The 21,509-nt window shown below is 59.4% G+C and carries 28 protein-coding genes and 2 pseudogenes; 16 read left to right on the plus strand and 14 right to left on the minus strand.

What is annotated here, in order from left to right; translation table 11 throughout:
• Positions 1–158 precede the first annotated feature (158 nt).
• The 6 genes and pseudogenes from N2A41_RS04810 to N2A41_RS04835 form a co-directional block, all read left to right on the plus strand.
• On the plus strand, positions 159–1,517 hold the full coding sequence (locus N2A41_RS04810; RefSeq protein WP_260110406.1) for a hypothetical protein: 1,359 nt from the start codon (positions 159–161) through the stop codon (positions 1,515–1,517).
• A 50-nt stretch (positions 1,518–1,567) separates the two neighbouring features.
• Entirely contained in the window at positions 1,568–2,128 is a 561-nt protein-coding gene (locus N2A41_RS04815) for an acyltransferase (RefSeq protein ID WP_260110407.1), read from the plus strand.
• 24 nt (positions 2,129–2,152) lie between these two features.
• A complete protein-coding gene (locus N2A41_RS04820) occupies positions 2,153–2,308 on the plus strand; it encodes a hypothetical protein (RefSeq protein ID WP_260110408.1) in 156 nt (51 codons plus the stop codon).
• Positions 2,309–2,494: 186 nt separating this feature from the next.
• Positions 2,495–3,553, plus strand: a complete 1,059-nt coding sequence (locus N2A41_RS04825; protein ID WP_260110409.1) for an acyltransferase family protein — start codon at positions 2,495–2,497, stop codon at positions 3,551–3,553.
• 101 nt (positions 3,554–3,654) lie between these two features.
• Positions 3,655–3,906: pseudogene (locus N2A41_RS04830) on the plus strand (hypothetical protein); the annotation flags it as partial.
• Positions 3,884–3,952, plus strand: a pseudogene (locus N2A41_RS04835) (lysozyme); the annotation flags it as partial. The pseudogenes N2A41_RS04830 and N2A41_RS04835, both read left to right, overlap by 23 nt.
• A 150-nt stretch (positions 3,953–4,102) precedes the next feature.
• On the opposite strand, the gene N2A41_RS04840 reads toward N2A41_RS04835, so the two are convergent.
• Together N2A41_RS04840 and N2A41_RS04845 are read right to left on the minus strand one after the other, a co-directional pair.
• Complete coding sequence (locus N2A41_RS04840; RefSeq protein ID WP_017963393.1) at positions 4,103–4,786, minus strand: methyltransferase family protein; 684 nt, start codon at positions 4,784–4,786, stop codon at positions 4,103–4,105.
• A 127-nt stretch (positions 4,787–4,913) separates the two neighbouring features.
• Positions 4,914–5,450 (minus strand): hypothetical protein, encoded by a 537-nt coding sequence (locus tag N2A41_RS04845; RefSeq protein WP_260110410.1) that lies wholly within the window; start codon positions 5,448–5,450, stop codon positions 4,914–4,916.
• Between the two features lie 247 nt (positions 5,451–5,697).
• On the opposite strand from N2A41_RS04845, the gene N2A41_RS04850 reads away from it, so the two are divergent.
• Genes N2A41_RS04850 through N2A41_RS04870 form a run of 5 tightly spaced genes read left to right on the plus strand, consistent with a single transcriptional unit; the run spans position 5,698 to position 8,823 of the window.
• Positions 5,698–5,949 carry a hypothetical protein gene (locus tag N2A41_RS04850; RefSeq protein ID WP_017963395.1) on the plus strand — a complete coding sequence of 84 codons (252 nt, stop codon included), beginning with the start codon at positions 5,698–5,700 and terminating at the stop codon, positions 5,947–5,949.
• Positions 5,924–6,388, plus strand: a complete 465-nt coding sequence (locus N2A41_RS04855) for a lysozyme (protein ID WP_260110411.1) — start codon at positions 5,924–5,926, stop codon at positions 6,386–6,388. Before N2A41_RS04850 ends, N2A41_RS04855 begins: the two co-directional genes overlap by 26 nt.
• Positions 6,388–6,750, plus strand: a complete 363-nt coding sequence (locus tag N2A41_RS04860; RefSeq protein ID WP_017963397.1) for a hypothetical protein — start codon at positions 6,388–6,390, stop codon at positions 6,748–6,750. Before N2A41_RS04855 ends, N2A41_RS04860 begins: the two co-directional genes overlap by 1 nt.
• Positions 6,751–6,769: 19 nt before the next feature.
• Complete coding sequence (locus tag N2A41_RS04865; protein WP_017963398.1) at positions 6,770–6,982, plus strand: hypothetical protein; 213 nt, start codon at positions 6,770–6,772, stop codon at positions 6,980–6,982.
• Entirely contained in the window at positions 6,982–8,823 is a 1,842-nt protein-coding gene (locus tag N2A41_RS04870; RefSeq protein ID WP_260111111.1) for an SGNH/GDSL hydrolase family protein, read from the plus strand. The genes N2A41_RS04865 and N2A41_RS04870 overlap by 1 nt, the downstream gene beginning before the upstream one ends.
• 30 nt (positions 8,824–8,853) lie before the next feature.
• Here N2A41_RS04870 and N2A41_RS04875 read toward each other — a convergent pair whose 3' ends face one another.
• Positions 8,854–8,979, minus strand: a complete 126-nt coding sequence (locus N2A41_RS04875) for a hypothetical protein (protein ID WP_257785316.1) — start codon at positions 8,977–8,979, stop codon at positions 8,854–8,856.
• Between the two features lie 128 nt (positions 8,980–9,107).
• Here N2A41_RS04875 and N2A41_RS04880 point away from each other — a divergent pair, with 128 nt between their 5' ends.
• Complete coding sequence (locus N2A41_RS04880) at positions 9,108–9,536, plus strand: hypothetical protein (RefSeq protein ID WP_017963400.1); 429 nt, start codon at positions 9,108–9,110, stop codon at positions 9,534–9,536.
• A gap of 146 nt (positions 9,537–9,682) precedes the next feature.
• On the opposite strand, the gene N2A41_RS04885 is transcribed toward N2A41_RS04880, so the two are convergent.
• Positions 9,683–10,462, minus strand: a complete 780-nt coding sequence (locus N2A41_RS04885) for a Crp/Fnr family transcriptional regulator (protein WP_260110412.1) — start codon at positions 10,460–10,462, stop codon at positions 9,683–9,685.
• Between the two features lie 173 nt (positions 10,463–10,635).
• Complete coding sequence (locus tag N2A41_RS04890) at positions 10,636–10,872, minus strand: DUF6894 family protein (protein ID WP_026154058.1); 237 nt, start codon at positions 10,870–10,872, stop codon at positions 10,636–10,638.
• A gap of 666 nt (positions 10,873–11,538) precedes the next feature.
• Between N2A41_RS04890 and N2A41_RS04895 the strand changes: the two genes are divergently transcribed.
• Positions 11,539–11,724 carry a hypothetical protein gene (locus N2A41_RS04895; protein ID WP_017963404.1) on the plus strand — a complete coding sequence of 62 codons (186 nt, stop codon included), beginning with the start codon at positions 11,539–11,541 and terminating at the stop codon, positions 11,722–11,724.
• A gap of 690 nt (positions 11,725–12,414) precedes the next feature.
• Here the strand turns inward: N2A41_RS04895 and N2A41_RS04900 are convergent.
• The 7 genes from N2A41_RS04900 to N2A41_RS04930 form a co-directional block, all read right to left on the minus strand.
• A complete protein-coding gene (locus N2A41_RS04900; RefSeq protein WP_162119611.1) occupies positions 12,415–12,615 on the minus strand; it encodes a hypothetical protein in 201 nt (66 codons plus the stop codon).
• Between the two features lie 403 nt (positions 12,616–13,018).
• Entirely contained in the window at positions 13,019–13,201 is a 183-nt protein-coding gene (locus N2A41_RS04905; RefSeq protein WP_017963406.1) for a hypothetical protein, read from the minus strand.
• A gap of 128 nt (positions 13,202–13,329) precedes the next feature.
• On the minus strand, positions 13,330–13,566 hold the full coding sequence (locus N2A41_RS04910) for a hypothetical protein (protein WP_170263237.1): 237 nt from the start codon (positions 13,564–13,566) through the stop codon (positions 13,330–13,332).
• A 207-nt stretch (positions 13,567–13,773) separates the two neighbouring features.
• On the minus strand, positions 13,774–14,217 hold the full coding sequence (locus tag N2A41_RS04915) for a pyridoxamine 5'-phosphate oxidase family protein (protein WP_222282051.1): 444 nt from the start codon (positions 14,215–14,217) through the stop codon (positions 13,774–13,776).
• Between the two features lie 302 nt (positions 14,218–14,519).
• Positions 14,520–14,882: a hypothetical protein gene (locus N2A41_RS04920; protein WP_222282052.1), complete on the minus strand. Its 363-nt coding sequence runs from the start codon at positions 14,880–14,882 to the stop codon at positions 14,520–14,522.
• A 78-nt stretch (positions 14,883–14,960) separates the two neighbouring features.
• The gene (locus N2A41_RS04925) at positions 14,961–15,224 is read right to left on the minus strand and encodes a DUF1488 domain-containing protein (protein WP_170279068.1); all 264 of its coding nucleotides are present in this window, start codon (positions 15,222–15,224) and stop codon (positions 14,961–14,963) included.
• Positions 15,225–15,360: 136 nt separating this feature from the next.
• Positions 15,361–15,660 (minus strand): hypothetical protein, encoded by a 300-nt coding sequence (locus N2A41_RS04930; protein WP_170280312.1) that lies wholly within the window; start codon positions 15,658–15,660, stop codon positions 15,361–15,363.
• A 190-nt stretch (positions 15,661–15,850) separates the two neighbouring features.
• On the opposite strand from N2A41_RS04930, the gene N2A41_RS04935 reads away from it, so the two are divergent.
• On the plus strand, positions 15,851–16,255 hold the full coding sequence (locus N2A41_RS04935) for a hypothetical protein (protein WP_260110413.1): 405 nt from the start codon (positions 15,851–15,853) through the stop codon (positions 16,253–16,255).
• A 140-nt stretch (positions 16,256–16,395) separates the two neighbouring features.
• On the opposite strand, the gene N2A41_RS04940 is transcribed toward N2A41_RS04935, so the two are convergent.
• The gene (locus tag N2A41_RS04940; RefSeq protein ID WP_260110414.1) at positions 16,396–17,901 is read right to left on the minus strand and encodes a DegQ family serine endoprotease; all 1,506 of its coding nucleotides are present in this window, start codon (positions 17,899–17,901) and stop codon (positions 16,396–16,398) included.
• A gap of 547 nt (positions 17,902–18,448) precedes the next feature.
• On the opposite strand from N2A41_RS04940, the gene N2A41_RS04945 reads away from it, so the two are divergent.
• Together N2A41_RS04945 and N2A41_RS04950 are read left to right on the plus strand one after the other, a co-directional pair.
• The gene (locus N2A41_RS04945; protein ID WP_260110415.1) at positions 18,449–19,498 is read left to right on the plus strand and encodes a LacI family DNA-binding transcriptional regulator; all 1,050 of its coding nucleotides are present in this window, start codon (positions 18,449–18,451) and stop codon (positions 19,496–19,498) included.
• A gap of 112 nt (positions 19,499–19,610) precedes the next feature.
• Positions 19,611–20,531, plus strand: a complete 921-nt coding sequence (locus tag N2A41_RS04950) for a LysR family transcriptional regulator (RefSeq protein WP_222295978.1) — start codon at positions 19,611–19,613, stop codon at positions 20,529–20,531.
• 1 nt (position 20,532) lies between these two features.
• Here N2A41_RS04950 and N2A41_RS04955 read toward each other — a convergent pair whose 3' ends face one another.
• Positions 20,533–21,486: an NmrA/HSCARG family protein gene (locus tag N2A41_RS04955; RefSeq protein ID WP_260110416.1), complete on the minus strand. Its 954-nt coding sequence runs from the start codon at positions 21,484–21,486 to the stop codon at positions 20,533–20,535.
• Positions 21,487–21,509 lie beyond the last annotated feature (23 nt).

Consider the following 21,509-nt stretch of genomic DNA (forward strand, 5'->3'; position numbering starts at 1 on the left):
AGAGGGGTGCATTGCCATATCCGCGATCTGGAGGCGGCAGATAGACGCTGTCGATTTCCAGGTGCTCAACTCAAATACGGCCGCCCATGCACCCGCCGTCGCCACACCACCACAATGGCCTCGCAATCCCGCGAGGCTTTTTTCTTTGGAGACGATGAATGCCCAGAAACCCATCAACCGGCGTCTATTCTAAACCCGCCGGCACCACACCTTCGGTCGGCCAGGTTATCGACCCGGTGCCGTGGAATGCGCTGACCACCGACCTCGGCAACGAGATCACCAACTCGCTGCCGCGCGATGGCTCGGCGCCGATGGTCGCACCCTTCAAGGCCGCAGGCGGAACGGTGTCCGCCCCAGGCCTCGGCTTCGCCTCGACCCCGCAGACCGGCCTCTATCTGAAGGGCGGCGGTCTTCTCGGCTTCACGCAAAATGGCGTCGACATCTCGTTCGATCAGGCTCTGGTCTATGCGGCCAAGTCGAGCGACTACACAGCGCTTGCATCCGACAGCAACGCGGTTCATCGCTTTACCGCAGCCGCGACGCTCACCCTGACCGCAGCGTCGACGCTCGGCGCAAACTGGCACTATTGCGTCATCGCCGACGGCGGGGACGTGACGATCGATCCCAACGGGGTGGAGACGATCGACGGCGCGACCACGCTCGTCGTCAAGGACGGCTATAGCGTCAACATCATATGTTCCGGTGCCGCTTTCTTCACCAACAAGCTCTTCGCCAGGATACAGAGTAAAGCTGACAGCTCGGCGGTAGGCGATTTCGTCGCCGGGCTCATCCTTTCCAACAGCGGCGGCAACCCGAACACCCATATCGATTTCGCCGCCGGTTCCGCCAGATCGGGGGCAAGCTTCGTTTCCAGCGCAGCGTCATTCACCAAAAGGGTGACTGGAACATTTGCGGCCGGAACTGGCGCGGGCGGCCTCGACGCCGGCGGCGTTGCGGCGAACGCCGCTTATTTTGCCTATGCCCTGCGCAAGGACGCCGACCTGTCTTTCGACGTGGTTTTTTCGACTTCCCCAACGATCGGCGGCATCACCACGACGCTGCTCGCCGGCTATACCATCGTGAAATGCATCGGCGTCGTGCTGACCGATGGAAATTCGAACATTCGGTCTTTTGTCATGTATCCGAGGGACGAATATACCTTCGTGACGCCGGTCAAGGATGCTGTCGGTGCCGCTATCTCTACGACCTCGACGCTTCTGGCGCTAACAGTGCCAAATGGGGTGAAAGTCAAAGCGAAGTTGCGTTTCGAGTTCACATCGTCGGCAACGACTAACGCAGCTCTGCTATCCGACCCTGCACAAGGTGCGCTTGTTGCCGGCGCCGGCAGTGATGGCGCTAACGTCGGCACTATCCAAGTAGCAAGCGGGTTCGCAGTGGGATCGCAGGAGATATGGACAAATACAAGTCGGCAAATTCGCATGGCATTGGGCGGCTCTACCGGCAGCATCTGGATCTGGACCGATGGCTTCCATTTCCCTTGCGGAAGGAGCTCTTGAATAAGCTCCACACCTGTGTTTGACATGCTGCCATCACGCCAGGAGCAGAAATGGCAAAGGTCGACAAGGCATCATATCGCAATCGAGGCGGCGTAATCCAGCGGCTCGTTACTGCTTATAAGCGCTTCCGCTACTTCACCGCCGCCGGCGAAAATCTCGTGGTGAAGCGCAGCGCTGAGTTCCGCCTGGTCGGCCATGCCGTCCTTGAGGTCGGCGATAACGTCACCATACAAGATCAGTCGTTCTTTCAACTTACAATGCCAGAGCCCAAAGTCTTCATTGGCAACAACACCGTAATCGGCCGGCGCAACATTATCACGGCCAAGAACCGCATATCCATCGGCAATGATGTGCTGATCGGTTCCGATGTCCAGATCATCGATCACGGCCACGGCATGAGGCGAGACGTGCCGATCAGGCTTCAGAAGGCCGAAATCGGCTTTGTCGAAATTGGTGATGATGTCTGGATTGGTGCCGGTGCCAAAATACTGATGAACGTCACGATAGGGACGGGTGCCGTGATCGGAGCAAATTCCGTGGTTACGGCCGATATTCCCGCTTATGCGATCGCGGTGGGTTCACCGGCGAAAGTCGTCAAGTATCGCACTTAAATCGGATTGTGAGCAACGACCGCAGTGGTCGCCAACGTCATCAATCCAAGCTTTACCGCCTGGCAGACGATCGGGGCGGCGATCGAAGCCACACGCCTCGGCACTAAGCGGGCGATCGACGCGGCAGCCGATGCAGAGGCGGCCATATGGGCAACAAACGTCGTCAACTGGCCATCGTGATGCACCGCATACAATAAACTCTGACGCGGGTAACGTTTAGGAGCGCTTTCAATCCCGGCAGGATTGCGCTATTCCGCCGCGAGACGGAGGGATTGGACGTTGGATGCTCCTGCATATCGAGAGTTAGACATACAGGCGCGCGGTCGCATACGCGGCTTAGATGGACTTAGAGCAATATCGCTACTTATGGTGCTGATGGCTCATTGGTCACCGCTTCCCTATCTTAACAATGTCGCCGAATGGGGGCGAGGCGGGCTCGTAGTATTCTTCGTCATCAGCGGTTTTCTGATCACGAGAATACTTGTCGACCTAGCCGGCCGAAGGCGTGAGGTTGAGGGGATACAGCTTCTCAAGGGCTTCTATGGCCGCCGATTCTTCCGCATTCAACCCATCTATTATCTGGCTCTCGCATTTGTCATCTGTATAGGGCTGAATGGCGCTGTGCGGGAGGATGTGATTTATCACGTCTTCTTCGTGCAGAATCTTTCAAATGTGTTGCTACGAGGCGATATCGGAATTTATGGACCAGCCGCCCCGTGGTGGTCGCTTGCGGTTGAAGAGCAGTTCTATGTTTTCTGGGCGCCAATCGTCATCTTTCTCCGGCCGAATGCTTGGAGGCTTTCTCTCTTGGGAGCACTTGCTCTTGCGATCGGCTGGCGCGCTTTTGCCTGGTATGCCGATCTTGGGCAGGCGAATGTGCTCGTCACATTCGGAAATTTGGATTCGCTGGCTGCTGGCGCAGCGGTCGCCATCATCATTTCGACAGGCCGGATCACGCCCGCAGTGTCGCGATGTTTCTCCGCAATTCTGACGGTTGGCATCGCGGCACTCTGCCTGCTGTCATTCACGGAGATGAGTGAAGGTTTATTCGCGTTTCGGACGAGTTTTGTTGGCAGAGTGCTTGCCGACGTGCCGGTTTATATGATCGCCTCATCGCTAATATTTTTCTTGGCTGTCGGCAGGGCGACGAGCGCAGCGAAGGTGATGGAAACCCCGGTTCTAGTGTTCATAGGCAAGCGTAGCTATGGTGCCTATGTCTATCATCAGGTCGTGAACTACACGTTCTTTTTCTTCGTGACACCCTATTGGCTGGAGCCAAGTTTCGGCGTGAAGCCTCAATTGCATGGTCCCGGTGAGTTCTTAGCTTTCACGGCAATAACGCTGCTGCTCGCAGCCCTGTCCTATAAATACATTGAGCAGCCGATATTCAGGCTTCGTGATCGGATCTATCCGACCACTCGATAGCGTTCGTTGAACATGTCGCCTTGCTGAATAACCAAAACACGTCGCCCGTCTCCACCCAGGAGCCGGGTGCTTCGCCACGTCCAAAGTGCGGAGCCCACCCCATGCTCGTCCATAACTGGCGCGAGGTGCTGAAGCGTGCCTGGTCGGTGCGCCTCATGGCGCTTGCGCTGCTCTTCATCATCATCGAGCCCGTCTACACCTTCGTCGCCGCCACCTGGGTGTCGCGCAATATCTACATCCAGCTCGCCATGTCGGTGGCGACAGGGCTTCTCGCCGTTGCGGCGATCATTGCCCGGATCTTCGTCCAGCAAAAAATCTCAGGAGACTTGAATGGCAAACCGCCTGCAGAAGGGTGGTGCCGCCGCGGCCATGGCCGTGGCGCTCGTCGGATCGTTCGAGAGAGGATAAAGACCCATGACGATTTACAACCAGATGATTATGGAGCGACCGGGGATGGTGTGACCGATGACGCCCCGGCCTTTGCCGCCATGACGGCTGATCATCTCCATTCTGGCGTTGTCGCCTCTCGGCCGGAACCTAGCGAGGAAATCATCCAGTGGCCGTGGCGCGTTTGCCGCGCATGGGCAAAAACGGAATCACCTTGGGGACGCGCTCGGCATATGACCGGTAGTCTGGAAATGCCGCCCGGAGCACCGTCTCTTCGTTACTCATCCGGCGAAGTTGCAGGCACCAATGCACGATTCCGAGAAGTACCGTCCACTGAGAAAAGCTGAATAGGATCATTCCGATAATGAATATCTCCTCGGTCAGATAGAGCGGGTGCCGGACGATGGAATACGGCCCCGTTGTGACCAGAGCTCTTGCACCCGGTGCTATGCTGAAACTGCGGCCGAGGATCGCAAGCATATATGCCGATGAAAAGAAGCCAATGATCATCAAAACCATTGCGGCAAGGCGCGCAGTATCTGGCAACACCATTGGCGGAGGCAGGAAGGCGATCAGCAGGAAGAGGAAGGTGCCTGCGATCGCCGTCAGGTATGGTTCAACGCCGCGCGCAGATCGTACTTGGGGCATTCTCGTTAAGGTCACGACACACATCATGCCGATAAATAAGACCGCAGCGATCTCAGCTATCAGGAATACGACGCCCCGGGACGGATAGTCGCCGGTCGTCATCGTCCGCGCAATCTTGGTCCACACAACTAGTATTGAATAGGAACAAATGCCAATCCGGCCGATGACATCTGCAATAATCAAGTGTCGATTGCTCATTGGTGCCCCCGCGTTGTTTGAACGCATCTTCGCACGGTTGCGGAAAATGGCAATCGCAACCGGCAAAATTGGTGAATACCAACTATTGGGGATGTAACTTACACCGACGCGCCGCCGTCGGCGTCTGTCAATGCAACGACGCGCGATGCGCCAGCAGCCGATCAATTCTGGCCCGGATGCGGATGCGGCGGATGATCTCGGCGTGAGTGAAAAGACAGGCGAGGGCGGCCACGACGATCAACGCGGTTCCGAGCAGCGCTGTAGGCAACGGCAGTGACCAGTCGATATAACCGGCGGGGAGTGACGCCCCACTGCGACCTGCTTCGGCTGTGCTTGCAGCGGCATTGGCAAGCACCAGCCCAAGCAGCGCAACATGGGCATGAACGAAGCGTGTCCTAAGAAACCGTTTCGGATGAAAAGCAAGATAGACGCCGAAAATCGCCATTGACGCAAACGCAATGAGAAGTTCCCACGCCCCCATCCCCGCCGCGCTAAGTAACATAAGGGGTAAGCGCAACACCGGCAGCATCGTTAGGTACAGCGCCCAAGCAAACGGGCGTGATGGATACATGGCCAGCAGTAGCATGCTGGCGGCAAATACCGCACCGATGGCATAGACCAAAGCAGGTCCGAGACGAACAAAAGTCAGAACGAAGACACGCATTCGCTTTCCTCCTTCGGAAGGCCTCGTGGTTCTGGGCAGAATATTCGCAAATGCTTTAGCGGGGCTTGCCGCTCGACCAGCGCCGCATGAATGACTCCGGCTGCGGAGATTTGCAACCTTCCACAAAACTTATCCACCTTAACGAGGCGATTTCATGAACATCGACGGCACGCCGCTGCGGCTGTTGCTCTTCGTCGCCTTCAGAACGTGATCACGACTTAACCCCTCCAAACATCGGAGACGTTCCATGCTCGTCCATAACTGGCGCGCCGTGCTGAAGCGTGCCTGGTCGGTGCGCCTCATGGCGCTGGCGCTGCTCTTCATCATCATCGAGCCCGTCTACACCTTCGTCGCCGCCACCTGGGTGTCGCGCAACATCTACATCCAGCTCGCCATGTCGGTGGCGACAGGGCTTCTCGCCGTTGCGGCGATCATCGCCCGCATTTTCGTCCAGCAAATCTCAGGAGACTTGAATGGCAAACCGCCTGCAGAAGGGTAGTGCCGCCGCGGCCATGGCCGTGGCGCTCGTTGGAAGTTTTGAGGGGCTGCGCCAGAATGCCTATCCCGATCCCGCGACCCAAGGGCAGCCTTGGACGATCTGCTACGGCAGCACCAACGGTGTGAAGCCGGGGGATCACAAGACGGTGGAGCAGTGCAAGGCGCTCCTGGCGCTGGAGCTTAAGACCTATGCGAACGGCATCGAAAGCTGCGTGCGCGTCGCCCTGCCGGATCCGCGTTTCGTGGCGCTGACCTCCTTTGCCTATAATGTCGGGGTCAAGGCCGCCTGCGACTCGAGCGCCATCAAGCTCATCAATGAGGGCAGGGCGGCCGAGGGCTGCGAGGCGCTTTTGAAGTGGAACCGCGCCGCCGGCATCGCCTTTCCGGGCCTGACGCGGCGCCGGCAGAAAGAGCGCCAGTTCTGCCTCGAGGGCATCTGATGTTCTCTATCCTCGACACGCTCAAGATGGGCGCCGGCATCGCCGCCGGCCTGATGCTCTATCACCTCTACGCCGTCTCGATCGGTTATCCCTCGGCGGCAAGGCAGGCGCGCGCCGGCTATGTCCTTGTTGCCGAAAAGAGCGCAGCCGAGGCCAAGGCCGCCGAGATGGAGCGCCAGCGCAATGCGGCGGCTGAGGCCGGCGAAGAGCACCGCAAGCGCCTTGCGGCCGCAGAAGCCGCCGAGCAGGCCGCCAGAGACACACTGGAAATCGAGATCCAATCCTATGAGCTTCAGCTTTCGGAAAAGAACCGCGCTTGCGCTGTCACTGCTGCTGATCGTCAGTGGCTGCTCCGTCACTGAGCGGCTGAACAAGGCGGCGGTGACGAAGGGGCAGGCGGCGGCCGGCGTCACTCTGCCGCCGCTGCCGGACGATCTGCGCCGGCAGGAAGCGCATGCGCCTGTTGTCGAAGGCGAGCCTGTCATCGCCATCCTCGCCCGCGAGCGCCAGGCGCTCGACCGCGCCAATGCCCGCCAGGGGCGCATCGTGCAATTCTACGACGACCTCACCAGCAGATATGGAACACGCCAATGATGATGAACGCCATTTCGCTTGCCCTTGCGAATCCGATGCTGAGCGGTGGAGGCGGGGCGGGCGGCGACCCCGATCGCTACATGTTCTTCGCGACCCGCAACCGCATGCCGTCCGGAAACATCGTCACCGCCGCATCCGGCGCGAATTATGTCTGCAGCAAGATTGTCGTCAACACGCCGCAGTACAAGACCAGGAGCTTCCGCTTTCACCTCTCGGGCTTCGCCTCGACGGAAGGCGGAAACGCGCCGCAGGAAACGGTCGTCACCGGCACGATCGGCACGCCGGGCAATGCCGTGGTTGCCGATGCGATGTTCATCAGGGTCGCAGGCGTCTTCTACCAATGCACCTTCGCCGGCCTGAGCATGGTGACCGTCGCTGACCAGACGAACGGCGCCTGGACGGACGAGCTGACCATTCCCGATGTCGCACCGGAAAGCGAAATCGAAATCTGGCTGTTTTATCATACCGCCGTCGGGGAGAAGATCTGGCCGGTCTACCGCATCCAGAAGCACCGCGGCGAGCGCGTCTGGGGTGCGGGCGATCTCGCCACGCTGCTCGCCTTCAAGGACACCCCGCTTGCCGACAGCACGGCCGCACTCGATAGCAATTACGCGACCGTCACCCAGCCGCAATATTACGGGCCTGACTTCATGGTCGCCAAGGGCGATTGGGATGGAAGGCCGGTCGCCCTTGCTGTTGTCGACAGCCTGGGGGAAGCGCGCCAGCAGTTTTCCGCCGCCGCCGATGCGCGCGGCAATCTCGGCTGGTTTCGCCGCTGGCTCGATAGGGACGGCGGCATCGGCCGCATTCCGCATCTGATGATCGGCATGCCGGGAAACGGGTCCGTGCGCGAGCTCACCGGCACCGGTGCGGCGATTGCGACCCGGCGCTGGGCCATTCTCGACGAGATCACCGCCTTCAACAACAATCAGAAGCCGTTCACCGTCATCGCCAACCAGATGGGACAGAACGACACGGCCGCCACCTACACGCAGTTTTTCAACACCAATTACAGAAGCCTGATCACCAGGCTTCGGGCGCGCTACCCCGGCGTCAAGATCGTCGCCTTGCCGCCGCTCGGCCGCACCGTGTCCACCCGCACGGTCACCTTGACATCGGTCGGCACCGTCGTCACGGCAACGATCGCCTCGGGCATCAATGGGCTTGCGACCGGCCAGACGCTGTCGATCTCGGGCGCTGCGCAGACGGAGTATAACGGCAATGTGGTGATCACGGTCACCGGGCCGAACAGCTTCACCTATAATTTTGCCGGATCGGCGACATCGCCCGCGACCGGCACGATCACCGCCAACGATCTCTATCTCAGGGCCGCCTACCAGAGCTTTTCGGCCAACAACACCTGGCCGGCGGATGGCACGGATGCCTCGGGCAAATGGCGGCTGCGCGCCGATATCCTGGCGAAGACCTCGGCCTGCTGCGACGATGCGATCGATACCTATGCGGCCTGGGTCTCCGGTGAAAGGGATGGCGCCTGGCCCGGCATGCTGGAGCTGCCGAGCACGGCGGTGACCCTGCAGTCGGGAACGGACGGGGTTGCGACCTACACGACGATCGAAGTGGCGGATGCCGGCATCTTCGCGCCGGAGCAGGAGATCAACACCTATGCCGGGCCGGATGGTATCACCCGCCTGTCGACCACGTCGATCGGCAGCATCTCCGGCAACACCCTGACCATCTCGATTCCGCGCTCCACGGTCCTGCCGGTCGGCTCCATCGTGCGCCCGAGTGTCACGCCGGATGGCGTCCATCCCTATGGCGCGGTGATCGACCGTGTCGTCAACGGCATTCCCCAATCCGAAAAGCTGAAACTCAATCCTTGAGCGGGCAAGCGAAAGAGGCTTTTCGCCTCGTCACTTCGGCTCCGGCTGCTGGATGACCGGCGGCGGTGTCTCGCTCTTGCCGCTGCCTTGAATGAACGGCTTGATCACCGGAATGCTCAGGATCGACGCGACCATTACCCCGATGATGATCATCAATAACATTCTCATGGCCTTGCCTCGCGCCATACCGATCGACGCTATCTTGCGGCATGTAAACTTTTACGCAAAATTCTAGGATTCAACATTCTCCGGTTGAAAACGTTCCATCCCCAGAGGGGAGATAGATGACATCCAATGACGATATCCTCCGCGCCCTCGGGCGTGTCGAGGGAAGGCTGACCGGCATCGAGGACAACGTCGCGCTTCTGCGCAAGGAGGTCAGCGACGAAAAGGTGAGTGCCCACGACAGCCGCGCCGTGCTCCACAAGCGGCTCGACGAGCAGGCCAGGCAGATCGCCCACCTCGACACAAGGGTGGCGATCAGCGGCGGTGCGGATGCGCAGATCCGTGAGGAAATCAAAACCCTCAAGGAGACCGTCGAGAAGAACCACGACGCGGTCGCGCCGGCGCTTGAAGAGTGGAAGCGGATGAAGACGATCGGTTACGGCATATCGGGGCTGATCGCCTTTGCCGGCCTGACCGTTGGCGGCGTGATCGCCTATGCGAGCGACGGCGCGGTAGCGGCGCTCAGGCACTGGTTGAAGATCAATTGAACCGCGGCCGTCGGTTTTGCGACAACGACAGCTGTAAAAACAAAGACTGAAGCGAGAGGAGCAATCTGAAAGGTTGCGAGGCGGTTCAGAGCCGCGCCAGCAGCCACCTCATCAATCAGCGGGCGAAGCCTGCTCAGCGGAGTTTGCTAGATGCGATCCCCGGTTCTGTCCCCCCCCCCCTTCAAATTCAGCTCGAGGGAATGAACCAGCTGCTTGCCGTAGCCTTCGATCAGCCGCTCGTATTCCTGCTCCGGCACGCCGTAGCAGCCGCCTGCGATCTCGATCAGCTTGCTGCGGTCCGTGATGCGGACGTTGCCGCGTGTCGATCTGATCGCGTGCATGCCTTCAAGAATGTGCAGCTCATCGGTGACGCTCGCCCGCCTGACGCCGAGCATCAGCGCCAGGAATTCGTGCGTCAGCGGCAGATCATTGCCGTCAATGCGGTCGTGGCACATCAGCAGCCAGCGGGCCAGCCGCTGATGCATGTTGAATTTCGCCGCTGCCAGCGCGCTGTGGGCAAGCTGCAGCTCGCAGGTATGCACATAGCGCAGCAGCAGTTGCCGCGCCTCGGGATGGTCAAGGATCGGAAGAAAATCCTCCGTGGCTACCTGAAGCCCGTGACCGGCCACCTGCATGAAGGTCTTGTTCGGCGTTCGCTCGACGCCGAGGACGACGGGGTATCCGGCGATGCCCTCGCGTCCGATGTGGCGGATTTCAACGCTTTTGCCGTCGGCGCTTTCCACAACCATCGAGGCGAGGCCGCTTTCAAGAAAACAGACATGCTCGATCGGCTGGCGCGGCCGCACGAGCGAACGGTTGACGGGAAGGTCGATGGGCTCGAGAAGCGGCGCGAGAAGCTCGAAGGCATCTCGCGGAAACGAGCGCAACAGCCTGTTCTTCACTCCGCTCTGCATCATCATTGTCATGATTCCAAACCGCCTGCTGAATGACAAACGCGAGGTTAATCCCTTGGTTCAGGGATTTCACCTTCTGTGCGGTTTTGACAATTGCAACGACCGACAATGTCTTGGAGAGCGCGCAGCGCGACACCGAGCCAATCTCCTGCAGCGCGCTGCCCGCTGCCGCGCGTTTTTGTGATCTAGTCCAGGCGAATAGCGGATCGGAAGGGGACTGTCGCGACCAGCGAGCCGTCCTCAGTCATGATCTCGAACGCACCTCCGTCTGCCGGATCGCCGGTACGGATCCTCTCCGCAATGATCTCGCGGGCGGAAAGGGTTGCTTCCTCGCAAGCAAGTTCAGGTGAAGCGAGGTCAATGCCTTCCGAATCTTCCTCGAAGACATCATTCCTGCGGACGTGGAAAAAATATCTTGGCAACTTGTGTTCCTCCATCAATTGAGATGGCCCGCCTAACTCCGCTTGCGACAAATTGTTCCTCCCGGTCTTCAGACGAGCGCCACCCCAGGGGACCGAGCGTTGTTACAAAAAACGCCCCACCAAAGCGGGGCGAGTTGGGTTTTCTTGGGAGTTGGCGGGCCGCACGGAGAAATCGAAGTGCATGGTCGTTAAACCTTCCTCCGCACGACCCGGCGCCCTTACGCCGGCGAAAGGCTCTTGTTCCCGGCCGACCGCATTTTTCCATTCATCGCACCAATCGTTCTGCTGCCGCCGGCAAATGCACCGGGGATAGCCTCAACGATTTGCAGGCTGCCGATCTCCGACGCACCGACGTCAGCAATTGTCGCCTGGCGTCGCGCCGGCGCAAAAAAAGCCCCGCGTGAGCGGGGCAAGGATGGAAAGGCGGATTGGGGCGTGCATTCCCATCATCCTCGCGCGTAACTCGGCGGCGGCGGAAAAGTTCCAGCTACCGATACAATCTCTGAAATTTTCCAGAAAGCGGCGAAGCCCACGAGCTTTCACGAGACGGAGCAAACGGAACCTGGCCGCACGAAACTCTTGCCACCTTCTGTAAAGATCAAATTTAGCATCTGCTAACGAACAAAATGGCGGCGTGTCGGTTTTCCTCTCAAGGAGGAAACAGTCATGAAGACCATGAACAATCGCCAAGTTCGCATTCCCGGACCGCGAGAGCATGATGTTGCCGAACATTGCCGCAAGTTCGGGATCGGCCCGGCGGAGGAGAAGAAGCTGAAGAAGCTTCTCGGTCCCCGGGCGCCGCTCCATGAAATCCACGCGAACGCTCCGCCGCGCCAACCCAAGTGGCGTTAGGCCAGGAGACGTGCGACGCGGTTCTCCAGGAATGCATCAAACAAAAGGTGAGAGCGGTTCGGTCCATGAAAGCTGAACCGCTCTCGTTTGTGGGGGGGCGACAGGCGGGGCATATGAGTGCTTCACGCCGCATTACGGCAATGACTCAAAGATTGAGCGAAACGGAAGGTGCCGCGAAGGCGGGTGAAAGAGCTTCTGTTGCCCGGATTTTCAATAATCGATTTTGTTTGAGACCTGGACATAACTGCTCGGCTTGCTCCATCTGGATTCGCTGAAAGCCCCGCTCCGGCGGGGTTTTTGTTGGCGTTGCGATGCGCCTGTCGGTTTTCGCCCTGCGGGAGTTTATCGGTGTGGCGGTCGCAACGTGCCCGGGCAGGTTGTTGACGATCTCTCGGCGGATTTTCCGGGATCGTGGCGTCGCATTTTTGCCGGGGAACTTCCGACAAGATCAGGGGTTTTGGCGGCGGATCGCGCGGCAGGTCTCGTCTCCTGTACCACTGCTACCCCTGCAGTTGCTGCGCGATCCACTGATGCAAGCGCGATGATGGGCGCTTTGCTCCCGGCTGTTGCCAGTGGGCTATGCAGCAGTCACTCGTCACCTTGATGTTGAAAGTTCCCACCGTCGAAGACGCCCCGACCTCAGCACCTGCGCTGGCACACGAAGGCACAGGTGCGGGCCAGGAAAGCGTGTCAATGCCGTGGGCGCCGCGACAGCATGAGGATGTAGTCGTCGGCGATATCGGCAATCACCATGGCGGCTTCAGCGGCCGTATATCCTTTGCCGATGGCGTCGCTGACGATTTTCATGACGGCCGGCTCAAGCGCTTCCCGACAGTCGCACAGACTTTCGACATGCGGGCATTTTGCACGAAATTCCAAGACATTGTTCATGACATACCCTCCATTTTGATTGAGCTCGGCCCCTATGCATGGAAGCCGGCCTTTCCACGAAAAGGCAGGCAACGATTCCGGCGAGCTGCTTCAGGAACCAGAAGTGTTTTCCTGAAGCTACGATGGCATAGGCCCCGATGTATTCAAGCGCATGCTGATATTAAGGTAAGCCAGTAGGGTTAATTCGTCCGCTGATGTTGCATCGTGGCATCGAAAGCAGATGCAGGCCAGCCGCGGCTAACGCATCGGCCCGAAAATCGGGATCGATCTTCGGAAGCACGATGCGTCGATCCAAAGTGTTACAGCGCCGCGCGTCTGAAAAGACGCGCGGCGCTGTCATGCATGTCGCTCAAAACTGTGCAGTGGTTTTGGGACGACGGCATGCATTGACGCCTGCGCGGCTTCAGACGCTGATGCGCCGGCCGGCCTTGTCAGCCTCTTTGCGATTGGCGCCGTGCTTTTCGATGATGCCCTTGGCATCCTCGTTGGAAATGCGGTGTTTCTTCGCGAAGTAGATGACGTCGTAGGGCCCGTCAGTCGCGGCCGCTTTGGCCGGCTGGGCCTTTTTCGTTGTGTCATTGGTCATGATTTTTCCTTTCAAGGCAATGTGGCGCCGGACATCAGGTCATCTCGGCGCCTATTCTCTCCGCAACGAGGATCGGAGAACCGGCACTCTCAAACCGGCATCGGTCGAAGAACTGGCTTCCTGCCGTTTTATCGATGCGCCCGGGCCGTCTTGTGTTTTTCCCAGATCTGCGTCGCCTGCGCTGCGATCCCGGTCTTGTGGAAGCGCAGCAGGTGAAGTCCTTCATTGCGTCGTTTTTCGTCGAAGGCGCTGTTTTCGTAGTCGGAGCCTTCGACAATGCTCTCGCTTTGAAGAACGGCCTTCAATTCCTGCACATAGTGTCCGGTGATGTTGAAAAGGGTTTCATTCTCGGGTGTGTCTGTCATCGTTTTCCCTGTGGGTGGTCGTGTGGCATTGAACGCGATGCTGGTTCAGCAAGCCGCGTTGGTAAGATGCATCAAGCAATCCGCGCCCCTATGGGAAGGCTGGTATCGGACAGCGCTTAGCCGTGTCTGTCTGGAGTTCCATATATCGTGCAGCAAAGCCGCGCTAAGAATCGATGGTGGAGGCGCGGCAGGTCTGAAGACGGCACCTTAAACCACTTGCCGTCCCGATACCACGTCAATCGAAATGCCGAAGAATATGGTGGAAGCAGGGTTGTCTTCGCTCTCCGAGTTTAGAGCAAGCGATCCGGGTTCCCACCAAAACGGTTGCTTTTGCAGGAGAGACCAGGCGTGGAGGCGTTCGTCATGCCGGGCCGGCGTATCGGTCAGCTCATCATAGGTGCCCTGAACAAGCACGCTCTTCCACGTTCGGTTTTCGCCGAATTCCTCAACCTGAACACAGGTGGGTGAATGGGCCCGCAATAGATCAATCTTCAGGCCCGGCATGGAAAATATGAAGAGCCGGTCTGTTTCATAGGCATACTGAATGGGAACGATATAGGGATATTTTTCGCCGAGACATGCCAAGTGGCCACGGGTGTGGCCTGCCAGAAAGGCGAGGCAGTCTTGTTGACCCATTTCTCGCAGCTGCATCGCATTATCCAATTCCGTCAGCGTTTCAGCCCCTCGTTCGATTGGCAGCCGAGCGTCTTGGCCCGCCGCAACAGTCTTCCAGCGCCTACCAGAAGACATCCTTGAAGATAATATAGACGATAAAGGCCAGACAGATTGCCGGTGTCGATTTCACTAGAAAGTCGATGTACCGGAGCCTGCCGATATGCTGAGCCAGGCGTTTCCACGAATGGATGTTTACCGTGGAAGACATCATGCCCTCCTTTGGTTGGGGCCGGGTAATTCTGACCACCCGGGAAGCAGCGCCCGTTCACAAGCTGCCACTACACCAGATATGGGCGCCAAACATCTGCGCTGCAAGGCGTGGCGGATTGCCGGTCCGGCAGTGTGATCCCGCTGCTGTGCATGATCGCAAGGGGCGGCGCGGATGTCCCAGGATTGCTGGGCACGTCCATGCAGGATTGCGCGTCTACCTCAACCATCGCTTCGATCAGTTTCAGCCGATCGAGCTTCCGCCGTTGATCGTCGTAGAGCCTGCTGAGCAGCGCATAGGCCGATCCGGAGGGTCTGCCTTTGCGCAATAGTTTCCTGATCACCATTTCCTGATCAGCAACGCGATGCGCCGCCTTCACGATATGGCGACGTGCCAGCTTCAGGTCTTTCGGGCGGTATCGTGTCGAAACCATATGCTTTGCTCCCCTGTCTCATACGGCAGTAGCAGGATGGTCGCAGTTTCAGTTCGCCGACCGCACGCCTTCCATCGGTCAGCGAAAATCTGCGGCCGTGAGCGTAAAGTTATTTCCGCGTCTATGCTGATAGGCCCGCGATGCGGCTTCCTGAATCGAAGAACGCGCTGCATCAAATGCATTGAGGTAGGCGGCTTCGGAAGAATTATGGGTAATCGTGCTGCCGAGGGCTGCTTCTTCGACCAGAAACCTGACCTCGAACATGCCGTCATAGCCGGTGAAGCGGACACCTTTTCGCGCTTCGTCGAAGCTGCGGCTTCTGTTGGGGAAAATAAGCGTCATTGCGGTTATCCTTGGAAATGGCGCGGCCGACCTGCGGAGCTCGGGCACCGGTGATGATGGATGCAGGAAGGGCGAATAGCTTGATGCCGGATGTCCGGCGATCAGCCTGCCTGCATGTCGGAGCGTTCAGCAGATCTCAATGGATGGTCTGCACGATGACCCGGTTTTCAAGCAAAGCTTCCGATGTCTTGATCAAGCGCATCGTACCCGTGATAACCTCATCGGAATAGAGCGAATCCGCACGGGAAATTTCGTCCGTCATATCACGGAGAACTTTGTTGATCTCGAGCAGTGGCGGCACGAATTCCACCAATCCGGCGGCTGCCAGCCCGTGCGTCAACCGCGCGATTGCCTCTCTCAGGTGATTGACCAGTGCACGCCTTTCCACCGGCAGTGCCGACGGCTTTGTGAGGGTCGCTTCATCGTTGAACCGCATGATGCGAATCCTCCTCTCACTGAAATGGGTTCCGCCACGCCATTATCAATGGCCGTAGCCGAATGAGGTTGCGGTCAGCTGGCAATAAGCGCAAGCTAATTTATCGGCGGGCACGATACGGGCACCGCTGCTTGGGGCGCGCCAGTGATGTTAGCGCCAGTGAACCCTAGCCCCAACGAAGGAGGACATCATGTCTTCCACTTCAGATCAGTTTTTCGATATTGCCAATCTGAGAATGCTCGATCGTATTCTGCGAAAGGCCGGCTTTCGCGGCGGTGAAACCCACGCGGCCGATGAGGGTGAGATTGCCGCCACAAGTTTCCTCATTCATTGTTTCCAGATGGGCATCATCGACGAGGCCGCGTTGAGGTCGTCGCTGAAAATGTATCTGGCGACACAGTTGAGTTCGGGCCCGCTTCCGCAGGCAATGGAAGACGCCTCCTTTGCCCGATGGCAGGATGACGGCGGCGCCCCGGTGAAAGCCTATCGGATCGCGCGGTATACGGCGTCCGGGCGTGCGGACGCATCGCTGCGGTCGTCAGGCTATCGTTTTCCTAAAACCAGACTGCCTGAACGAATGTCCGAGATCCCGTGAACGGGTCTGCTGCCACAGGCCGGTTCTAAGACGTTACCGGCTGCCGCCACCAACCGGGGTCGAGACGAGTGACTCGGTCCCGGTAAGGTTGGGGTGAGGGGCAGCCATCGGCGCGTCCGCTTTCCCGAGGTCCGGTCGCCTCAAGCAGCCCCAAGCGGCACGGCGACGAAGGTCTTGTTGCCGTCGCGTTCGACGAGCAGCAGCACCGACTTGCGGCCGGCCTTGCCGGCATCGGCGATTGCGGTCTTGACGTCGCGGGCGTTATGGACCGGTCTATCGTTCACCGAGACGATGACATCGCCGGACTGGATGCCGGCGGCAGCCGCTGACTTGTCCGGGGCGACCTTGGCGACCACCGCGCCGTTGACAGAGCGCGGCAGGTTGAGCTGCTGGCGCACGTCGGGCGTGAGGTCGGCAAGGCCGATGCCGAGGCTCGGCTGGCCGGTGCTCTCGCCCTTGCTGGCGGGACTTTCGGCCGCGGCCTGCTTCTGGCCTTCCTCATTGGTGCCGACGGTGACGTTGAGATCGATGGTCTTGCCATCGCGCCAGATGCTGAGAGCTTCCTTGGCGCCCGGCGAAAGGTCGGCGACCAGGCGCGACAGGTCCTTCGGCGTCTTGACGGTCTCGCCGCCGACTGAGGTGACGATATCGCCGGGCTTCAGGCCGGCATGGGCGGCCGGCGTATCGGCAGTGATGGCGGCGACCAGCGCGCCGCCGGTCTTGTCGAGGCCGACGGCATCGGCGACATCCTTGGTGACCGGCTGGATCTGCACGCCGAGATAGCCGTGATCGATCGACCCGTCCTTCTGCAGCTTGGCGACGATCGCCTTCGCCTCATCGGAGGGAATGGCGAAACCGACGCCGACGCTGCCGCCGTTCGGCGAATAGATGGCGGTGTTGATGCCGACGACATTGCCGCTGCGGTCGACCAGCGGGCCACCGGAATTGCCATGGTTGATCGGCGCGTCGATCTGGATGAAATCGTCATAGGGGCCGCTGTGCAGGTCGCGGCCGCGCGCCGAGACGATGCCGGCCGTTACTGTGGTGCCGATGCCGAAGGGGTTGCCGATCGCCAGGATCTGGTCGCCGAGCTTCAGCCTGTCAGAATCGCCCCAGCCAATGGTTTGCAGCGGCTTGCCCGCCTCTATCTTCAGCACGGCGACATCGGATTTCGGGTCAGTGCCGATCAGCTTGGCCGGCAGTTCGGTGCCGTCATCCAGCGTCACCTTGATGTCGACGGCATTGTCGATGACATGGTTGTTGGTGACGATCACTCCGTCGGGGCTGATGATGAAGCCGGAGCCGAGCGCCATTGCCTGCTGCGACGGCCGGTTTTTCGGCGCCTGGCGCGGCAGCGGGATGCCCTGGTCCTCGAAGAATTGGCGGAACTGCTCGTCCATCGGCGACTCCTGCTGGTCTGCGCTGACATCGGTTGTCTTGACAGTCGTGGTGACGGTGACGACGGCAGGTTTGTCGGCATCGACGATGGAGGCGAAGGAGCCGCTGGGGGCGAGAACGCCTCCGGTATCCGAAGGCGCGGCAACGGCATTGGAGGCGTTGATGGCGACGGGCAGGCATGCCGCGCCGGCGATGATGGCGGCCCCCACAAGGGCTGCGGTGCGATGATTGCGGAGGATGTGTGACATGGTGGTGATCCCTTGGGCGGTGGTCCCTGGCGAGAGCGTTGGCTTGGATGGCGTCGTGGTTCCATGTCCTGGGACCTGGCGTCGGATGGCGTTTGGCGCCAATTCCTTCTGGAAACGCGCAGTCGTCGAGGGGCGGCGACCGTGGGAGAGAAGAATTGGCGCCCGGGATACATATGATCCCACCAAGCGGATTTACAAATTAAAGTTTGAACATGTTTATATTGCCGATTTGTAAGAAATGACTGGAATTTAATCTTCGCTCATGCAGCGTTTGAGCTTCTCAAAAATTCCGGCTTGATTTTGCCTCCTTTGGCGGCCGCCGCCATGTTTTTATTCGACAATAAATGGACTTATTCCTGGAGGCGGTGATCCGATCGCCGCATGCGTCCGTAATTTGCCGGCAGACGATCCTGTGCTCTTTCTGGAATTGTATTCCGGATCCCATTGCAAATATAAAATGTTAGTAGACTCTAAATTATTTCTTCTTCAAAAAGTAACGGCCGCGATTCGAGGGCAGGCGAGTCTCGCGGGCGAAGAATAAGGGGGGATGAGGGCAGCAGTGGAGCGGGGGCGGAAAGCCAGGCGCGGCGCGCATGTGAAGTTGAGCGATGTGGCGAAGAAGGTGGGGGTCAGCCCGATCACGATTTCGCGCGCGCTTCGCAATCCCGAAATTGTCTCTGAGGATCTGCGCCAGACCATCCTGCGCACGGTAGCCGAGATGGGGTACATCCCCAATCTTGCCGCCCGGGCTCTGGCCGGCCGCCATAACGGCATCATCGGCGTCATCACGCCCGCTTTGCACCAGCACGGCTTTGCCGGCCTGATGATCGGCATCGAGGATTGCCTGCGCGCCACCGAATTCCGCGTGCAATATTCCAGTACGCTCCACCATGCCGACGGTGAGGCCGGCGAGCTCAGATCCTTCCTGACGCAGAAGCCGGCCGGCGTCATCATCGCCGGCGCCGAATCCTATGGTGATCTCCTGCCGCTGATCGAGAATGCCACCTGTCCGATCGCCCATATCACCGATCTCAGCCAGGAGCCGGCAAGGCTGGTCGTCGGCCTTGATCATCATGCTGCAGGCGCAGAACCCACCCGCTTCCTGCTGTCGAGGGGCTACGAGAGGATCGGCTTCATCGGCCGCGGCACGGATATTCGCTCGCGCCGACGGAAGGAAGGCTATCAGGCCGCGATGCGGGAAGCCGGACGTTTCGATCCCGATCTTGCCATTGGCGGAAATGAGGGAAGCAGCAGCAGCAGCAGCACCGGCCTTGGCCGGGAGTTGTTTGCCCGCCTGTTGCAGCGCGTGCCGGATATTGATGCCGTCTTTGCCCAAAGCGACGATCTGGCGCTGGGCGTGCTCATCGAATGTGCCGCGCGCGGCATCCGCGTGCCGGAGGATGTCGGCATCTGCGGCTTCAACGATCTGGAATTTTCAGCCTTCACCCAGCCGACGCTGACGACGGTGCAGATTCCACGCTACGAAATCGGCTACCGTGTCGCCGACATGCTGCTGCGCGCGGTCCGCGACGAACCGGCCGGCGAAGGCAAGGTCGATTGCGGCTTCTCGATCATCCCGCGCGGCTCGACGCGATAATCCGAGACGATCTGCCGAATGAATTCCCACTGAACTGTCGGCGTATGCTCCGAACTAGGCACCATCCAGATTGTTCCCTATATGGAATGAATGACGATCGCTGTGCTGAAAAATGGATAATACCGGACTGTCTCTCGACAGAATGCGCACCTTCGTTCGCGTCGCCGAACGCGGCAACCTGTCGATGGTCGCAAGAGAGCTGGGTGTCGGTCAATCCACCGTGACGCGGCACCTCAATGAACTTGAGGAGGCTGTCGGCGTACCGCTTCTCAGCCGCACCACGCGTCGCGTCACCCTGACCGACGAGGGCAGCCGCTATTATACCAATTGCCTGCAGATATTGCGGCTGGTCGAACAGGCTGCTGAAGAAGCAAGAGATGCCCGTCAGGCCCCCGCAGGCGCTGTTCGGCTTTCTTGTACGGCAGCGCTCGGCGTGATGCACATCACGCGCCTGATCTTTGATTTCCAGGACAGGCATCCGGACATCCGGGTCGACCTCAACCTGACGGACGAGCGGATCGACCTGGTTCGCGAAGGCGTCGACGTCGCACTCCGTCTTGGACCTCTCGCCGACAGCGCAATGAAACTTCATGCGCTCGGAGAAAGCCATCGTCTGCTGGTCGGCGCTCCGGCCTATTTGTCGGCCCATGGACGGCCCGAACGCCCTGCCGATCTGTCACGCTACGAAACCGTCGTAATGTCCAATGTGGCCGGCAGCGATCAACTCGTTCTTTCCTCTCCCGATGGCACAAGCCTGATGATCCCTGTCAGCGGCAAGTTGCGCGTCGATCACGGGCTTGCGGCGCGCGAAGCCTTTGCCGCCGGACGGGGCATTGGTCCCGCACACCTCTGGTTGGTCCACGATCTTCTCGATGACGGGGAGCTCGAGGTCGTGCTTGGCGACTATCGTCCTTTACCGGTTCCGGTGAGCTTGCTGATCGTTCCAGAGCGTGCCGCCATTGCCCGCGTTCGGCTTCTCGTCGACTTTCTTGTCGCCGAGGTTTCCAAATTACCGGGAATCCGGCCGTCATGATTTAGAGTCCGAATGACCGTTTATCGCCACGCCACCTCGTCGTTCGCAGATATTGTTCCCAGTTGAACGTGTCGGGGTTCAGGCGACGGCTCCATTCGAGGTCTTGCTCCTTGCCGAAATAGCCATAGTCGACAGCATATTCGACCATCCCCAGAATCTCTCGAACGAGAAGTTCGTTGGCGGCAAACTCTGGAAAAAAGTGCAGCAGGCCATCCCGGGTGAAAGCGTTTCGATACGCGGCCTTGAGCCCGGTCACGCGCTGAAAGGTTTCGACCATCTCCCGCGGAGAAATGATGTCGCCAACGATCGGCAGCGTCTTGCCGTGGTAACGCTCGGGGTTTGAGAAAATTTCAAGCACGACCGGCCCGGTCGCCGTCAGCGGATCGACAAAGGGCGCTCGAAAATCTTCAGGAAGATAGACCGGCAGGAGCAGCGTATCGCCCTCCATGCGCGGCACATAATATTCGAGCAGATTCGTGTAGAAGAATGCCGGCATGATGAAGGAATGAGAGATCGGCAGGCTGCGAATATAGTCTGCAACGCGCGCCTTGTCGGTAAAATGCGGCGCATACTTCGTGCCGCCGGTGATCTTGTCGACATTCTCAAGCGTGCTGAAAACAATATGCCCGGCGCCGGTCTCCACGGCGGCATCCGCCAGTTGCCGCCCGAGAGGAGCCTCGATCGTCTCCGGCGGGGCGATCGGCGGCGTCATCAGAAATGCGCCATCCGCGCCTTTGAAGGCGGCAACGAGGTCCCTTTGACGGCCAAGCTCGAGAGGGACGGCTAGGATTTCAGCGCCGCGTTCCTCCAGACGTAACGCTTCAGGCGAATCCTTTTTCCGGGTTAAAGCACGCACCCGGAAACGCTGGCTCTCAAGGAGGGCCGCCGCGACGCTGCGCCCCTGCTTGCTCGTTGCACCGGCAATCGCGATCAGTGGCTTTTCATGTACAGACATAGAGCTTTAAACCTTTCCCTGTC

The sequence above is a fragment of the Rhizobium sp. SRDI969 genome, from assembly GCF_025152725.1.
Taxonomy (GTDB): Bacteria; Pseudomonadota; Alphaproteobacteria; order Rhizobiales; family Rhizobiaceae; genus Rhizobium; species Rhizobium leguminosarum_I.